Origin of the sequence: Cognatishimia sp. SS12 (genome assembly GCF_028369055.1) — a bacterium.
Lineage (GTDB): Bacteria > Pseudomonadota > Alphaproteobacteria > Rhodobacterales > Rhodobacteraceae > Cognatishimia.
In genome coordinates, this window is record NZ_JAQNCZ010000006.1 from 31,470 (window position 1) to 47,018 (window position 15,549).

The 15,549-nt window shown below is 62.2% G+C and carries 15 protein-coding genes; 10 read left to right on the top strand and 5 right to left on the bottom strand.

Features of this window, described 5'->3' with window-relative positions; genetic code table 11:
• Positions 1-41 precede the first annotated feature (41 nt).
• Positions 42-686, top strand: coding sequence for a TRAP transporter small permease subunit (locus tag N6L24_RS13605; RefSeq protein WP_271845243.1), 645 nt, complete (start codon positions 42-44; stop codon positions 684-686).
• Positions 686-2,086: a TRAP transporter large permease gene (locus tag N6L24_RS13610; protein ID WP_271845244.1), complete on the top strand. Its 1,401-nt coding sequence runs from the start codon at positions 686-688 to the stop codon at positions 2,084-2,086. The genes N6L24_RS13605 and N6L24_RS13610 overlap by 1 nt, the downstream gene beginning before the upstream one ends.
• Positions 2,087-2,098: 12 nt before the next feature.
• Here N6L24_RS13610 and N6L24_RS13615 read toward each other — a convergent pair whose 3' ends face one another.
• Complete coding sequence (locus N6L24_RS13615; protein ID WP_271845245.1) at positions 2,099-3,052, bottom strand: helix-turn-helix domain-containing protein; 954 nt, start codon at positions 3,050-3,052, stop codon at positions 2,099-2,101.
• A 226-nt stretch (positions 3,053-3,278) separates the two neighbouring features.
• Between N6L24_RS13615 and N6L24_RS13620 the strand changes: the two genes are divergently transcribed.
• Positions 3,279-4,865: a GMC family oxidoreductase gene (locus N6L24_RS13620; RefSeq protein WP_271845246.1), complete on the top strand. Its 1,587-nt coding sequence runs from the start codon at positions 3,279-3,281 to the stop codon at positions 4,863-4,865.
• A gap of 58 nt (positions 4,866-4,923) precedes the next feature.
• Here N6L24_RS13620 and N6L24_RS13625 read toward each other — a convergent pair whose 3' ends face one another.
• Positions 4,924-5,781, bottom strand: a complete 858-nt coding sequence (locus N6L24_RS13625; RefSeq protein WP_271845247.1) for an MBL fold metallo-hydrolase — start codon at positions 5,779-5,781, stop codon at positions 4,924-4,926.
• Positions 5,782-5,808: 27 nt separating this feature from the next.
• Entirely contained in the window at positions 5,809-6,438 is a 630-nt protein-coding gene (locus tag N6L24_RS13630) for a DsbA family protein (RefSeq protein ID WP_271845248.1), read from the bottom strand.
• A 113-nt stretch (positions 6,439-6,551) separates the two neighbouring features.
• On the opposite strand from N6L24_RS13630, the gene N6L24_RS13635 reads away from it, so the two are divergent.
• The 7 genes from N6L24_RS13635 to N6L24_RS13665 all read left to right on the top strand — a co-directional run bounded on the left by N6L24_RS13635 (position 6,552) and on the right by N6L24_RS13665 (position 12,732).
• Positions 6,552-7,442 (top strand): LysR family transcriptional regulator, encoded by an 891-nt coding sequence (locus N6L24_RS13635; RefSeq protein WP_271845249.1) that lies wholly within the window; start codon positions 6,552-6,554, stop codon positions 7,440-7,442.
• Positions 7,443-7,613: 171 nt separating this feature from the next.
• The gene (locus tag N6L24_RS13640) at positions 7,614-8,009 is read left to right on the top strand and encodes a nuclear transport factor 2 family protein (protein WP_271845250.1); all 396 of its coding nucleotides are present in this window, start codon (positions 7,614-7,616) and stop codon (positions 8,007-8,009) included.
• A 52-nt stretch (positions 8,010-8,061) separates the two neighbouring features.
• A complete protein-coding gene (locus N6L24_RS13645) occupies positions 8,062-9,318 on the top strand; it encodes an ABC transporter substrate-binding protein (protein ID WP_271845251.1) in 1,257 nt (418 codons plus the stop codon).
• A 66-nt stretch (positions 9,319-9,384) separates the two neighbouring features.
• Complete coding sequence (locus N6L24_RS13650; protein WP_271845252.1) at positions 9,385-10,254, top strand: branched-chain amino acid ABC transporter permease; 870 nt, start codon at positions 9,385-9,387, stop codon at positions 10,252-10,254.
• Entirely contained in the window at positions 10,251-11,303 is a 1,053-nt protein-coding gene (locus N6L24_RS13655; RefSeq protein WP_271845253.1) for a branched-chain amino acid ABC transporter permease, read from the top strand. The genes N6L24_RS13650 and N6L24_RS13655 overlap by 4 nt, the downstream gene beginning before the upstream one ends.
• A complete protein-coding gene (locus N6L24_RS13660) occupies positions 11,303-12,013 on the top strand; it encodes an ABC transporter ATP-binding protein (RefSeq protein WP_271845254.1) in 711 nt (236 codons plus the stop codon). The genes N6L24_RS13655 and N6L24_RS13660 overlap by 1 nt, the downstream gene beginning before the upstream one ends.
• Positions 12,010-12,732 carry an ABC transporter ATP-binding protein gene (locus N6L24_RS13665; protein ID WP_271845255.1) on the top strand — a complete coding sequence of 241 codons (723 nt, stop codon included), beginning with the start codon at positions 12,010-12,012 and terminating at the stop codon, positions 12,730-12,732. Before N6L24_RS13660 ends, N6L24_RS13665 begins: the two co-directional genes overlap by 4 nt.
• On the opposite strand, the gene N6L24_RS13670 is transcribed toward N6L24_RS13665, so the two are convergent.
• Both N6L24_RS13670 and N6L24_RS13675 read right to left on the bottom strand, forming a co-directional pair.
• Positions 12,714-13,691, bottom strand: a complete 978-nt coding sequence (locus N6L24_RS13670) for a helix-turn-helix domain-containing protein (RefSeq protein ID WP_271845256.1) — start codon at positions 13,689-13,691, stop codon at positions 12,714-12,716. The two genes, N6L24_RS13665 and N6L24_RS13670, sit on opposite strands and share 19 nt — an antisense overlap.
• A gap of 71 nt (positions 13,692-13,762) precedes the next feature.
• Entirely contained in the window at positions 13,763-15,490 is a 1,728-nt protein-coding gene (locus tag N6L24_RS13675) for a thiamine pyrophosphate-requiring protein (RefSeq protein ID WP_271845257.1), read from the bottom strand.
• Positions 15,491-15,549: the final 59 nt, after the last annotated feature.

Genomic DNA, 15,549 nt, shown 5'->3' on the forward strand with positions numbered 1-15,549 from the left:
GGCCTCGATTGATCCGCGCTGATTGTCCAGGAGGGATCCTTATGGCCACCGCATCTATGGTGCTGTCTGACGACAGCCGCCTCAGCCGCATTGACCGCAATTTTCTGAAGCTCGAGCGCTTGCTTGCACTGGCCAGTGGCCTCGCGGTCTTTGGGCTGATGGTGCTGGCGGTGGTCTCGGTCAGCGGGCGCAACCTGTTTAACAGTCCGCTGCCCGGCTATGTGGACTGGATCGAGCAGGCCATGCCGCTGATCGCCTTTATGGGGGCCTCTTATGTCATGCGCGAAGGCGGGCATATCCGCATGGACATTCTGGTCGGGCGTCTGAGGGGGCGCCCGCTGTATGTCGTTGAGCTGATCACCACCCTGGCGGTGCTGGTTCTGATGCTGCTGCTGGTCTGGGGCAGCTGGGCGCATTTTCAGCGCAGCTTTGACTTTGCCGCCCCGATGTGGAGCCGCGACAGCTCGATGGATATTGCCCTGCCGATCTGGCCGGCGAAATTGCTGGCCCCGGTGGCCTTTGGGGTCTTGTGCCTGCGGCTGTGCCTGCAGGTCTGGGCCTATCTGCGGGCCATCCGCACCGGGCAGGCCATCGCCGTGCCGCTGATTGCCGATGCCGCCAAACAGGCCCAGATGGAGGCAGAGCAGCTGCAGCCAGACACCGAAACTGACAAGGATGCACAGTGATGGAACCCATTGAAATTGGCCTTTGGGTGACGGGCGGCCTGCTGCTGATGGTGGTTCTGGGCATGCGCGTGGCCTTTGCCGCCGGGCTGGCCGGGATGATCGGGCTGATCTGGATTTTCTGGTCCAAGAAGGGCTATGACCCCGAGGATTTCGGCTGGGCGCTGAGCGTGGCGGTGAAAACCGCCGGGCAGGTGCCGCATTCCAAAGTCTCCAGCCAGGCGCTGAGCCTGATCCCCACCTTTATCCTGATCGGCTATCTGGCCTACTACGCCGGGCTGACCAAAGCGCTGTTTGAAGCGGCCAAACGCTGGATCGCCTGGGTGCCCGGCGGGCTGGCGGTCTCGACCGTGTTTGCCACCGCAGGCTTTGCCGCCGTGTCGGGTGCTTCGGTGGCGACCTCGGCGGTCTTTGCGCGCATTGCCATCCCCGAGATGCTGAAGATCGGCTATGACAAACGCTTTGCTGCGGGCGTTGTGGCCGCGGGGGGCACGCTGGCCTCGCTGATCCCGCCCTCGGCGATCCTGGTGATCTATGCCATCATCGTCGAGCAGGACGTGGGCAAGCTTTTGTTGGCGGGCTTTATTCCCGGGGCATTTTCGGCGCTGATCTATGCGCTGCTCATCATCGGGCTGGCGCTGACGATCAAAGGCTTTGGCCCGCCGGTGCGCGGCTTTACCTGGCGCGAGCGTCTGGTGGCCCTGCCGCCTGCGTTGCCGATTGTCTTTGTGGTCGTGGTCATAATCTGCTTTGTCTACAACCCCTTTGGCGGCGATGCCTGGGGCACGCCCACCGAAGGCGGCGCCATCGGGGCTTTTGTGGTCTTTCTGATGGCGCTCTATCAGGGGATGCGCTGGGGGCAGCTCAGGGATGCGCTGATTGAAACCGCCAAACTGTCGGTGATGATCTTTACCATCATCTGGGGGGTGTTGATCTATGTGCGGTTCCTCGGCTTTGCCGATCTGCCCGGAGCCTTCAGCGACTGGATCACCTCGCTGACCCTGTCGCCCATGCTGATCCTGATCTGCATCCTGCTGGCCTATGCGGTGCTGGGCATGTTCATGGATGCGATTGGCATGCTGCTTTTGACATTGCCGGTGGTCTACCCGGCGGTCATGGCGCTGAATGGCGGCGAGCTTGTCGCTGCGGCAGACAGCAGCTTTGGCATGTCCGGGCCGATGTGCGCGATCTGGTTTGGGATTCTGGTGGTGAAAATGGCCGAATTCTGCCTGATCACCCCGCCCATCGGGCTGAACTGCTTTGTTGTGGCCGGGGTGCGCGACGATCTGTCGGTGCAGGATGTGTTCAAAGGCGTGATGCCGTTTTTCATCGCCGACGCCATCACCATCGGCCTGCTGGTCGCCTTCCCGGCGATTGTCCTCTGGCTGCCGAGTCTTGCCTGAAGGCGCAGGGGCTCAGGCGGTCAGACGATCCTGCCCATAGCGGCTGGGCGAGCAGCCAAAATGCTTGCGGAACTGGCGGTTGAAATAAGAGACGTCGTTGAACCCGGACTGATAGGCAATGGTGGACACCAACGCCTCCAGCTTGCCTGATTTACGATCCAGCAAAAGCTGGCAGGCGTATTCCAGCCGCCGCTGCTGCAGGTAATCAATGGGCGTCACCCCGATCAATTCAAACGCGCGTTGCAATTGGCGGATAGAGACCTTGAGGTCATCCGCCACTTTCTGGATCGTCAGGCTGCCGTCTTTGAACATGCGGTCCAGATAGGCCAGGCCGATCTGCAGCACCTTGGCGCGGCCGATCTCAGCCTCGACATCCGCCACGCGATGATCCTGCGCCTCGTGCACCCAGGCCCCGACAAGATTGATCAGCACCTCATGCAGAAACTGGCTTTGGTGCGCATTGGTCTCGGCCTGAAACGCCTTGGCCAGAGTTGCGCGCATGGCGAGGGTAATGGCGTGGGTACGCGGCAGATGACAACCGGCGAAATCCACATCGCCAATGCGCGCCACCAGATCGGCGCGGGGCATGTGGATCGACAATTGCCGCCCCAGCCGGCCGAAAAAGGTGAACTCTGCAGGTACCGCGCTGTCGATCAGGATCATATCGCCGGGGCGCAGAATGCGCACGGTCTTGCGCTGCGCCATCAGGGTCTGGCCCTCTTCCTGCACAATCAGAAAAATATTTGTGCCCTGATCGCGCAGGATTTCGACCTGGGTGCGCCGAATGGTCTGAAGATCATTGGCAATATGGGCGACGTCAAACCCGGCGCGTGTTTCCGCATGCACCGCCCCGCGCACGGTTTGGCGGCTTTCGGCCGCGTCGGTTTGAAAGGCCCCGAACACCTTGCACAAAGCCTGATTGAACTGGTCAATCTGCATTTCGGAGCTCGTCAACTGTGTCAGCAATTGTCAGTCCTCCCCAGACAATTCCGCCGCCTCCCGCGCCGCGCCATCCCCTGTCGCGGTTGTCCAATATTGGCGTCGTCAGACCCCAAGAATGCGACGGGCTATTTTCCTTAACATATTAATCAAATATTGCAACTTCAGGAATGCGACATGTTGAACCTAGGCCAAGATCTCCCCGCTCAGCATGGCGCGCCTGCTGGCCCGCCCTTGATGGGCGGATAAGCCCATGCAGCAATTTGATTTCATCGTTGTGGGCGGCGGCTCGTCGGGCTGTGTTTTGGCCGCGCGCCTCTCGGAAGATCCGGCCAACCGGGTGTTGCTGATCGAAAGCGGGCGGCGCGATGACGCGCGGTTCATCCATATCCCCTCGACGTTTTTCAAGGTGATCGAAAAGGGCCGCGATATCGTCGCCTATGTCGGTGAGCCCACCCAAGCGCTGAATGATCGCCCCTCGGTGGTGATCCAGGGCCATGTGATCGGCGGCGGCTCTTCGGTCAACGCCATGGTCTATATCCGGGGCCAGGCCGAAGATTACAACGCCTGGGCGCAGGCCGGAAACAGCGGCTGGTCTTATGCCGACGTTTTGCCGGTGTTCCGCGATCTGGAGAACAACCTAGAAATCGCCGGCGATTTTCACGGCAATGACGGGCCGCTGCATGTGGCGCAGGCAGGCTTTCATCACCCGCTGTCCCATGGGTTCGTGCGCGCCGCGCAGCAGGTGGGCATCCCCTATAATCCCGATTTCAACGGCGCGGATCAGACCGGCGCGGGCTTTTACCAGACCACCACCCACAACGGGCGCAGATGGTCGGCGGCGCAGGCCTTTCTGCGCAAGGCCGAGGCGCGCAAGAACCTAACGATCCTGACCGAACGCCGCGTGGCGCGCATCACCACCGATGGCCCGCGCGCCACCGGGGTCACGCTGGAAGATGGCACAAGCTATGGCGCAGCGCGCGAGGTTGTCCTTTGTGCGGGGGCGGTGGAAACGCCGCGACTGTTGCAGCTCTCGGGGATTGGCGATGCCGCGCATCTGAAATCACATGGCATCGAGGTGGTGGCCGATCTGCCCGGCGTGGGCGCGAACTATCAGGACCACATCGAAACCACGGTGCAGGGCGTTGCCAAAGATCCAATTTCGATGTTCCGGCAAGACAAAGGTCTGGCAGCGGCGCGGCACATGGCGCAATACCTGCTGTTCAAAACCGGGCTTCTGACCTCAAATGTGGTGGAATCCGGCGGCTTTGTGGATGTGTCAGACGCCGGGCTGCCCGATGTGCAATTCCACGTCATTCCCAGTCTCGTGGGCTGGGTGGATCGCGACCCGATCCCAGATCATGGCCTGTCGATCAACCCCTGTTTCCTGCGTCCCAAATCACGCGGCTCGGTCAAGCTGCGCTCTGCCGATTTCCGCGACCCGGCGCTGTTTGACGCGGGCACATTCGCGGATGCGGCGGATCTTGAGGTGCTGGTGCGCGGGGTCAAAAAGGGCATCGACATCCTGAACGCCCCGGCGCTGGCCAAGCTGATCGCGCGCCGCGCGCTGCCGGAACCGGGGGTGGAAACCTCGGACGAGGCGCTGCGTGATTACGTGCGCGACACGGCCAAGACGGTGTTTCACCCCTCAGGCACGGCAAAAATGGGCCCTGAGACCGATAAGATGGCCGTGGTCGATGACAAGCTGCGCGTCAAAGGGGTGGCGGGGCTGCGCGTTTCGGATGCCTCGGTCATGCCGCTGCTGGTCTCGGGCAATACAAATGCGCCGGTGATGATGATCGCAGAAAGAGCCGCCCGCTTTATCACGGACGGCTCTTAAATCAGGCTGGCCCCGGTGGCGCGGTCATCGCGCGCCCGCCGGGAAAACCGCTCTCAGCTTATGGCCAGGTTGCTTCGCCTTCAGCCACTTTTGCGCTGAGGCCAAGGGCACCCATGCCGAAATCAGGGTACAGCGCTTGCATCGCCGCAATCAGCTCTTCGGAGCCTTCGGCCGCCGCAGAGGCGCCTTCGAAACGCGCGATGTAATCACGGGTGAAATATACGCCGGAGTCATCAAGCGCCACATCGCCCACAAAGTGACCTGGAATGATACGCTCAGCGTTCAGATCCAGAATGGTTTCCAGCGTGGCGCGCCAGTTGTCGCGCGATTCAACGGTCTGGGAGTCCGCCATCCAGACGTGCTGGTTGTTAAAGACAGAGATCGAGGCAATCACGGTGTCCTCAGACGGCACATGCACAAAGGTGTGCTTGGGGTCGTGGCCGTCCAGACCAATCACATTCACACGCTCGCCATCCACCATCAGGTGATCGCCTTCAAGCGGTGCAGGTACAACAGTGCGCGCTGGTGCGTTTTCTTTCAGGCGCGGGCCCCAAACCTGCAACTTGGCTTCGGCAGAGGCTTTGATGCCTTTGACGGTTTCAGGTGACGCATAAACCGGAGTGTCGGGGAAGGCCGCCAGAATGGTGTCGAGACCAAAATAGAAATCGGGGTCTTTGTGGGTGATGTAGATCGCTTTCAGGTCTTTGCCGGTGGCTTTGATCATGTCGACCAGGGTCTGCGCGTCATTGGTTTGGAACTGCGCGTCCACCAGAATAACCTCGCTTGGGCCTTCGATGATGCTGGAGACCACCGGGAACAGGCTGGCGGTGCCAGGGTTAAAGACGGTGATGTCCAGATCTGCGGCCAGGGCAGGGGAGGCCAGCATCAGGCCGGCAGCGATTGCAGAGATTTTCATAACAGAAATTCCTTTGTTTGGGTTGGGTCAGGCGGCCAGTTTCACAATGGCAGCCGGGTTAGACATGAAATCGGTGGGCGAGATCACCTGCGCCCCCTCTTCGGTGAGTTTCAAAATGGTGGGCACGCCGCCGGCGTGGACCTGGGCCAGATAGTCTGCGGCGGTCTCGGCCAGGGCAGCCGCCTCAGCGGCCAGCTCTTTAGTGCCGATGCGCGCGGCGTCCGCCTCAGAGAACCCTTCGGCAATCAGCGCCGCCACAATGGCGTCGCGATCCGTTGCCGACACGCCGTCAACATAGCGCAGCTTTTGCAGACGCGCCGCGACGGCCAGTTCCACTTTGGGGCCTTTGCCATGGGCCAGCGCCGCCGCCTGCGCGGTCAGGCCGGATTCCAGCACCTCGGTTTTAGAGCCGAGAATATTGGTCATATAGGCCTCAGAAAATTCCTGCCCGGACATCTGCCCGATGCGGGCATCCATCCGCGCCGCCTGTACGCCAAAGCCATCAGCCATGCGGTGGGCGTTGTAACCCTGAAACAGATAGCGGTGATAGGTTTCCACCTCGGCGCCGGAATTGACCAGCGCGTCCAGAACCGGATGCGCGCCATAGCACCAGCCACAATAGGTGTCATAGATGACAATGAATTTCGTATTCGGCATCAGAGCCTCCTGTGCGTTGGGTCATGTGTCTAACGCGATACCTAGCCCCTGAGTTTCGTATAAAAAAGACAAACAATATTGATCCTTCGTTCGCTTTTGGCTAACGAGGGGCTATGGTCAAACGTCACAACCTCAATCGGCTTGCGCATTTTATTGCCGTGGTGGAAACCGGCTCGATCACCGGCGCGGCCGAGGCCTTGGCCATCAGCAAGGCCGTGGTCAGCAAACAGCTAAAAACCCTTGAGGAAGAATTGGGCGTCAGCCTTCTGGTGCGCAATTCGCGCCATATGGTGCCCACCGATGCGGGCCTGGCGTTTTACGAACGCTGCAAATCCATTGTCGCCCAGGCCAATGAGGCCTTTGAGACCATCGCCAGTGGCGCAGAGGTGCCCAGCGGCAAGCTGCGCATCACCGCGCCGGTGGATCTGGGCATGACCCAGATCACGCCGCTGGTGGCCGACTTTGCCAAAAGCTACCCGGCGGTCGAGCTGGATCTCTACCTCAGCGATGACAGGCTGGACCCGGTCTCACACCGCTTTGACATCGCCTTTCGCGTCGGCTGGCTGGAGGATTCCAGCAATGTGGCGCGCAAGATGTTTGACTTTGCCGAAACCATCGTCGCCGCCCCCGCCTTGGCGCAGAAGCTGAACGTGACCCACCCCAGGGATCTGGCCAAAGTGGCCTTTGTCGCCAACCGCGCGCTGGCCGATCCGTACCGCTGGCAGTTCACCGGCCCGGAGGGGCGCTGCAGCGTGACCCTGCGCAGCGGGCTGATCATGAACGTTGGCCCGGCGCTGCGCAGCGCGGTAGAGCAGGGCGCCGGGGTGGCGATCCTGCCGGATTATCTGGTGCAGGAGGGGCTGGACAGCGGCACACTGGTGCGGCTGCTGCCCGATTGGACCCTGCGCGCGGGCGGTGTCTATGCGGTGTTTCCGCCGGTCAAATTCCGCCAGCGCGCGGTCGAGCTTTTCCTGCAGGCGGCGCTGAAACACTTCAAATCCTAGGCGATGGCACCGCTGCGGCGGCAATGTTCTGCTACAGACAAGCATTAGTTCCCGCTCGAGCAAGACGGCGCGCGCGCAGCTTGGCATTGTGATCGTCAACCCGGTTTTCGCCACGGCAGCGCGGCGCGCAGACGGCTGCGCAGCCCGCCCGTGCACCCCAATGAGAGCGCCATGCCACAGACACCCTATGAAATGATCAAGGCCCATTACGATGCTTCGGCGCGCGGTGATCTTGCGGCCATGCTCGCGCCGCTCGGCCCGCAGACCCGCTGGACCGAAATGGCCGGCTTTCCCTGCGCTGGCACCTATATCGGCCCCGAGGCGGTGGTGGCCGGGGTGTTTGAGGTGCTGGGCCGCGATTGGGAGGGGTTTGGCTTTACGCTTGAGCGTCTGATTGATGGTGGCGAGACGATTGTTGGCGTCGGCACCTATGCAGGCACCTACCGGCAAACCGGCAAACACATGTCCGCCCGCGTGACCCATGTCTGGGATCTCAAGGACGGGACCGTCGTCAACTTCGAACAATTCACCGACACGCTTTTGGTCAACCAAGCCATGAGGGCGTGATCAGCGCGCGCCCATCGGGCGCGCGATCCGCATAGTCTTAGGAGGAGATAATATGCAATCGAAAGTAATTCTGGCCGGGGCCTTTGTCGCTGGCAGCCTGGCCTTCAGTTCGCAAGCCATGGCCGCAGATCTGCAATGCGGCGTGTCAAACGGGCAGGCCGCAAGCGGCGAGCCGATTGTTCTGGGCGCGATTGTGGGCCGCACGGGTCCTGATGATTTTGGCACCTCGGCGCGCGCCGCCGAAGCCTATTTTGACTGCGTCAACGAAAACGGCGGCATCCATGGCCGCCCGGTCAAATACATCGTTGGCGATGACCAATGGAACCCCGAGATTGCCGCGCAGCTGGCCGCCAAGATCGTCAAGGACGAAGGCGCATTGGCCATGGTGGGCAACTCCAGCTTTATGGAATGCGCCGCCAACGCGCGGCTGTATTCTGAAAACAATATCATGGCTGTGTCTGGCGTCGGCGTGCCGCGCGAATGCTTTGCCGCCTCCAATATCGCGGCCACCAATGCCGGGCCGCGCATTTCCACCACAGCGGCTGCGGAATTCGCCGGCGAAGTGCTCGGTGCAAAATCCGTGGTCTGCATTGGCCCCAATATCCCCAATGTCGGCGCATGGGCCTGTGATGGCGTCACCCAATGGAGCGAAGCCAACGGCCTGAAAGCCAATACCATCCTGATTGACCCGGCCTCGCTGGATGCCACATCGCTGGTGCTGCAAGCCATCAGCACAGGCGCGGATTCCATCGTGCTCTCGCTGCCCAAAGGCATCATGCTGCCGGTGCTGACCGCTGCCGAAGAACAGGGCTTTGATCAGTCCCATAACTGGCTGTCGGCTGCATCTGGCTATGATCTCAGCGTGCCGGTCACGCTTGGGTCCAACTGGGACGGGCGCTTTTATGTGAATATGGAGTTCAACCCGCTGCAATCGGATGCGCCTGACAACCAGAACTGGCTGGCGGTCATGGACAGCTACGCCGATGACAGCACCCCGCGCGACACCTTTGCGCAAGCTGGCTATCTGGCGGCGCGTGTGGTCACGGACACATTGCTGGCGCTGGACCCAAGCGCAATGAACCGCGACGCGGTGACAGCGGCGCTGAGCGAAGTCAACAGCTTTGAAAGCGATATCTTCTGCGCCACCTGGTACATTGGCAAGGACCAGCCGCGTCAGAACGCCAACCACACCACCCGCATGGCGGTTGTGCAGGGCGATGTCTGGGAAACCGTCGGCGATTGCCGCCCCAGCGCAGACCCTGAGCTGGCGGATATCCACGCCTACGAAGCCTCAGCTGGTATCAACTAAGACTGCACCTCCCCAGGGGTGGCGCGCCTCGGCGGGCCGCCCCAAATAGCGAGACAGGAGACTGCCGTGAACTGGCTTCCATTTATCGTGTCCGGCCTCGGAATTGGTGCTGTCTATGCACTTTCCGGCGTGGGGCTGGTTTTACTTTACCGCACCTCTGGCGTGTTGAATTTCGCCTTTGGGGCCATTGGGGCCTTTGGCGCATTTGTGACCTTTGAATGTCTGGCGCTGAACGTGCCGCTGGTTCTGGCCGCGCTGGCGGGCATTGGGGCCTCGGTGCTGCTGTCCTGCGCCTATGGGCGCGTGATCGCGCCGATGCTGGCCTATCGAGAAACGGTGATCCGCTCGGTCGGTACCTTGGGCTTTGCCCTGATCGTGCTGGGCGTCATGGGGCTGATCTGGGGGGAAATCCCGCGCCGCATCCAATATCCGACCGACCGTATGGCCATCTCGCTCTTTGGGGCGCGCCTGACCTATACGCGCCTCATTGCCCTGGCCGTCGCGGGCGGCACCATCATCGGGCTGAGCCTCTTGATCAGCCGCACCCGGCTGGGTCTGAACATGCGCGCGCTGTCAGATGACCGCGACCAAAGCGCCATTCTCGGCGTGCCGGTCCTGCGGGTAGAATTTCTGGCCTGGATGATTGCCGGAGTCTTCGCCGGTGTCACCGGCCTGTTGCTGGCCAATCTGATTGGCCTGAAGGCAGCGCAGCTGACCTTTCTGGTGGTGCCCGCGATTGCGGCGGCGCTGCTGGGCGGCATGCAATCGCTGCTCTGGACCGGGATCGCCGGGTTGGCCATCGGCATCACCGAAGCCATGCTGATCGTCTTTCCCGCCATCGCGCCGTTTCGCACGGTCAGCCCCTTTGCCATTGCGCTGCTGGCCATCCTTGTCACCGCGGCGCTTGCCTCTTTGCCTAGAAAGTCCGGATCATGACCCCACCCAAAATTTCGGATGCGCTGATCATCCTGCCGGGCCGCTATCGCACGCTCTGGGAAATTCCTGTGGTGATGCTGATCCTCACGCTGATCGCCGCCTTCACTGCCAATGCCTATTGGATTTCAACCCTAACCTCGGCGCTGGCCATTGCCCTCGCGGCACGCGGTATCGGCGTGCTGTATGGGCTGCTGGGGCTGGTGTCGCTCTGCCAGTTTGCGCTGATCGGCGTCGGCGGCTGGACGATGCTGCGGCTGGGCCATGGCACCGGGTTGCCGTTTGAGTTGAACGTGCTGCTCGCCGGCGTGGTCGCCGCGGCGGTCGGTGTGGTCTGGGGCGCGCCTGCGCTGAAACTCAAAGGGCTTTATCTGGCGCTGGTCACGCTGATGCTGGCCGGAGCCTATCAAGTTGTCATCTCGGCCACCGGCTTTCCCGATGGCGGGCAGGGCTGGCTGGGGCGCGCCGATGCGATCCAGCGCCTGATGCTAGAGCGCCCCGTCGTGGCGCAGAACAGCACCCGCTATCTGATCTATTGCGCCGCCTGGGCCACACTGGGCTTTATGGCCGCAGAATGGCTGCGCCTGGCCAAACCGGGGCGCGCCTGGGCCATGATCCGCAAGGATGACCGCGCCGCGATGAGCGCTGGGGTCAACCTTCTCGTCTATAAGATCATCGCCTTTGCCTTTGCTGGGTTTCTGGCCGGGGTCGGGGGCGCGCTGCTGGCAGGCAGCGTCGGGCAGCTGGATGGGCGCGCCTTTGCCGCCTCTGAATCGCTGTCGCTCTTTGCGCTCAGCGTCGTGGCCGGGGTTTACAATTGGTATGGCGCGCTGATCGCCGGGCTGCTGCTGCGCGCCGTGCCCAGCCTGCTGACCGATTTTGAAATCAACGGCTATGCCGCCATCGTCTTTTACGGCACCGCGCTTTTGCATGCGATCATCACCGCGCCGCGCGGCATTGCCGGGCAGATCTCCGGGCTGATCACACGCATAAAAGCGCTGTTGGGCCGCAAAACCCCGCCAAGGCAGGCGACGCGGCAGGAGGACAGCTGATGATCCGAATAGAAAACCTGACGGTGCAATTTGGCGCGGTCAAACCGCTGGACGATCTCAACGTCGAACTGGATGCCAAGATCTGCGGGCTGATCGGCCCCAATGGTGCGGGTAAGACCACGCTGCTGAATGTGCTCTCGGGCTTTATCACCCCCAAGGCGGGGCGGGTGGATGTGGATGGCACCGACCTGCTGTCGCTCAGCCCGGTGCGGCGGGTCGATCTGGGGCTGCGCCGCAGTTTTCAGACCGAACAGGTGGTCGAGGACCTGAGTGTCTATGACAATGTGCTGGCGCTGCTCGATCATCTTGGCGTCGCCCGCGCCGAGGCCCGGCGGCAGGTCTCCAAAGCGCTGCATTTCGTCGGGCTGGACCGCGAGGCGCACCGCATGGGTGCCGAGCTGAACCTCTATCAGCGCCGCATGCTGGAAATCGCGCGCGGCCTTGTCGGCGCGCCGCGCCTTTTGCTGTTTGACGAGCCGGGGGCGGGCATGACCGAATCCGAAGGGGAAACCCTGCGCGAAACGCTTTTGGCGATCCCCGATGAATTTGGCCCGCAGATCCTTCTGATCGACCACGACGTCGAATTGATCCTAGCGACGTGTTCCAAAACGCTGGTGCTGGATTTTGGCCAATTCCTGACCTATGGCCCCACCGCTGACGTGCTGGCCGAAGACATCGTGAAACGCGCCTATCTGGGAGTGGACGTATGAGTGATCAGACCGCCTTGGACATTCAAAACCTCTATGTGGAGCGCGGCGGCAAGCCGGTGCTGCATGACATTTCAATGTCCTTCCTGCCCGGCGAGATCACCGCGCTGATCGGCGCGAATGGCGCGGGCAAATCCAGCACGGTTCTGGCGGCGGCGGGGGCGATCCCGCTCAAATCCGGTCAGGTGCTGCTGGAGGGTACGCCCATCAGTGGCCTGTCTGCGGATGCGATCCGGCGCAGGGGCGTCGCGCTGGTGCCTGAGGGGCATAATGTTCTGTCCACGCTCAGCGTGCTGGACAATTTGCGCGTCGCGGGCAGCCATCTGCCGGCCAAACACATCAATGCCGCCGTGGATCGGGTCTTGGCGCTTTTCCCCGAACTCAGCAGCCGCCTGCCCATTCCGGCCGGGGCGCTCTCGGGCGGGCAGAAACAGATGGTGCTGATCGGTCAGGCGCTGATCAGCGCGCCGAAATTCATGCTGGTGGATGAGCTTTCGCTTGGCCTTGCGCCCACCATCGTCAGCCGCCTTGCGGAAACCCTGCAAGAGCTGGCCAATGAGGGCATGGGCATCCTGCTGATCGAGCAATTCACCACTTTGGCGCTGAAGATTGCAGAGCACGCCCATGTGATGGAGCGCGGCCGCGTGGTGTTTTCCGGCACGTCAAAAGAGCTGCTGGCCGACAGCAGCATTCTACATTCGGCCTATCTGGCGACCGGCTGAGCCTGCGCCAGCCCGGCGCGCACCTCATTGGGGGTCAGCGCATAGCGCTGTTTGAACGCCCGGCTGAAATGCGGGCTGGAGTTGAAACCGCTGCGAAAGGCAATCTCGGAAATGGTCATCGTACCGCCCCGGTCAGACAAGATCTGACTGTGGCTGTACTCCAGCCGACGATCCCAGATATAGCGGTGCAGCGTCGTGCATTCGCTTTCAAACGCCTTGTGCAGATAGCGGGTCGAGCAGCCCATGCGCTGCGCTATCGCCTCCACCGTCAGATCCGGGTCCTGCAGGTGCTTGGCGACATAGGCCTTGGCCCGTTCGCGCAGCAGCATCAAAGATCCGCTTTGCAGGCTGGCCACCATGTCGCTGCGAAATGCCTCGCCGATGATGCCCTGTGCAAAGGTGGCCAGCGACTCCCCCAGACTGCTGCGCAGGGCCGGGGGCAGCTGCATCACCGTGGTAGATGAGGTGGAGATGAAGCTGGCCAGCGTGTTGGAAAACTCGGACCCATGGCCCGGCATGAAGATCGGCGCCGCAATCCGCCGCAGCTGGCGGTCATCCAGCAGATGCCGGGGCAGTTGCAACACCACCTGATCCACCGGCGTGTAATTGACCAGCGAATATTGAAACGTCGGGTCGTAAATCACCGCCGCATTGGGGCCAAGCTTGAAGCGCTGCCCGTTGTGATGAAACCGCGAGACCCCGGATTTCTGCACCAGAACCTTGATGCTGTCGGGATCAAAACTGCTTTGCACCGCCTTGGTGGCAATCACCACATGCGGCGCCGGAGCGTTGATCATCGTCAGTTGGCAGTCGCCCACCGGCACGCTGGACATATGCACGGCGCCGCTGCGGTCGCCCTGCAAAAACTTTTGCCGGATATTGCCAAAGAGCTGCCGCGCCAAGGCCCCGAAATCCTCCTGGGGCTTGGCGTCTGGCATTGTGACAGACACATCAGTCATCCTTCCCTCCCTGTTGCACCGTGCCGCTGGCACGATGATCTGTTGCCCCCCGCCGCCGCGGGGCGGCCCCGTTAGTGCGGCGATGTGCGCGCAATGGCGATATTCAGCAGCACCTGACGTTTTTCCCGCGTGGCCACATCAATCGCCCGCGCCAACGCATCGGGCAGATCCGCCCCATCGCTGACGGTTTCGGTATAGGCGCGGCTGGCCGCGGCGGTGCGGGTGAAATCCGGGCTGGGCCGCAGCGAGGTCAGCGGCACCTCATTGGACTGCGCCGCTTGCCCGCCTTTATAAAGCCCTTCCACCGAATGGCGCACCGCGCCCCATTCTTCGTTGTTGAGCACCAGCACAATCACCGGCAGTTCATAGGCCTCGGCGACCTGATGACAGGCGGTCGGATTGGCAAACATATAAGAGCCATCGCCCATGGTCGCGACCACCAGCCGGTCGCGATCGGCCAACTGCGCCCCCAGCGCCGCTGGCAGGCCCCAGCCCAACCCGCCGGCATGCGGCTCTTGGAAATAGCTTTGATGCGCGTCCAGTTCCAAAGCAGGCAGCGGGCAGCCCAGCTCGTGAAACACGGTGGCCTTGCGCCCCTTGAGCGCCGCGCCCAGGCAATGGCTGACCCAGTCTTTCTGCATCGGGCTGCCGCTGCCGCGTTTGGCCGCGGCCACAACTTTGGCGCGGTCGGCGGCGGCGTCATCCTGCACCCGCGCGCGTCGCGCCGCGATGTGTGCTGCGTCGTGTGGCTGGGCATTCACCGCGTCAATCAACGCCAGAAGCGTCGGGGCGGTTTCACCGAGCAGGCTGATCTGCGCCGGGAAATTGCGCACCGGCGTGCGGGCAAACAGCGGGTCCGGGCCCAGCTGGATCACCTTGGCATCCGGCCGCAGGGTCACGGCATCGGGCATCCAAGGGGCGAGCGAATTTAACACCAGAACCACATCCGCCTCTTCCAGATAGCGGTTGGGCGACCAGCCGATATGCATCGGATGGGACATCGGAATGGCGATCTGATTGGCCCAGTAATGCGACAGCGGCAGGGCCCAGTGGTCGACAAATTCTGACAGGGCAGCAAAGGCTTCGGCGCTGCCCGCGCCGCGCTGCGCGATGATCACCGGGTTTTTCGCCCCCGCTAAAAGCGCCGCCGCCTGCTTGAGCGCCGCAGGCTCCGGCGCGGCCATCACCGGGGCCATGGCCGAGGGCTGATCCAGCCCCTTCAGCGGCGTCTGCTCGCAAAGCACCTCGCGCGGCAGGGACAGATAAACCGGCCCCTTGGGGGTGGAATTGGCGATTGCCCAGGCGCGGTCAAACAGCTCGGCCACCTGCTCGGGAAAGCGCAGCTCATAGTCCCATTTGGTGCATTCGCGCACCAGGGCCGTCTGGTCGAACATTTCCTGCCCCCAGCCAATGGGCACCGTGCGCGCGCCAAAGCGCGCCTGCTCCGTCACCGGGGTGCGGCCAGACATCAGGATCATCGGGATCTGATCACACCAGGCGTTGATCGCCCCGGTGGCCCCATTGGACAGCCCCACATTGGTGTGCAGCATCACTGCCTGCAATTTGCCGGACAGCTGATAATAGCCATGCGCCATGCCCATCGCGACGTTTTCATGCGGGCAGATGATCGGGTCGGGCAGGGGGATCTTTTTCTGCGTCGCCTCCACGAACCCTTCGATGATGGGCGGGAAATCCGTACCTGAATTGGCAAAGACATAGTCAACGCCCAGGGCCTTGAGCTTGCCAAAAAATGCGCCTCCTGCGGTCACGCTTGGCGCAGTGGTGAAAGTCTCGGACATGGTGCCTCCCTCGCATGTCGCTGTGATTGTGAAATACAGCTATCTCAAATAATGAGATT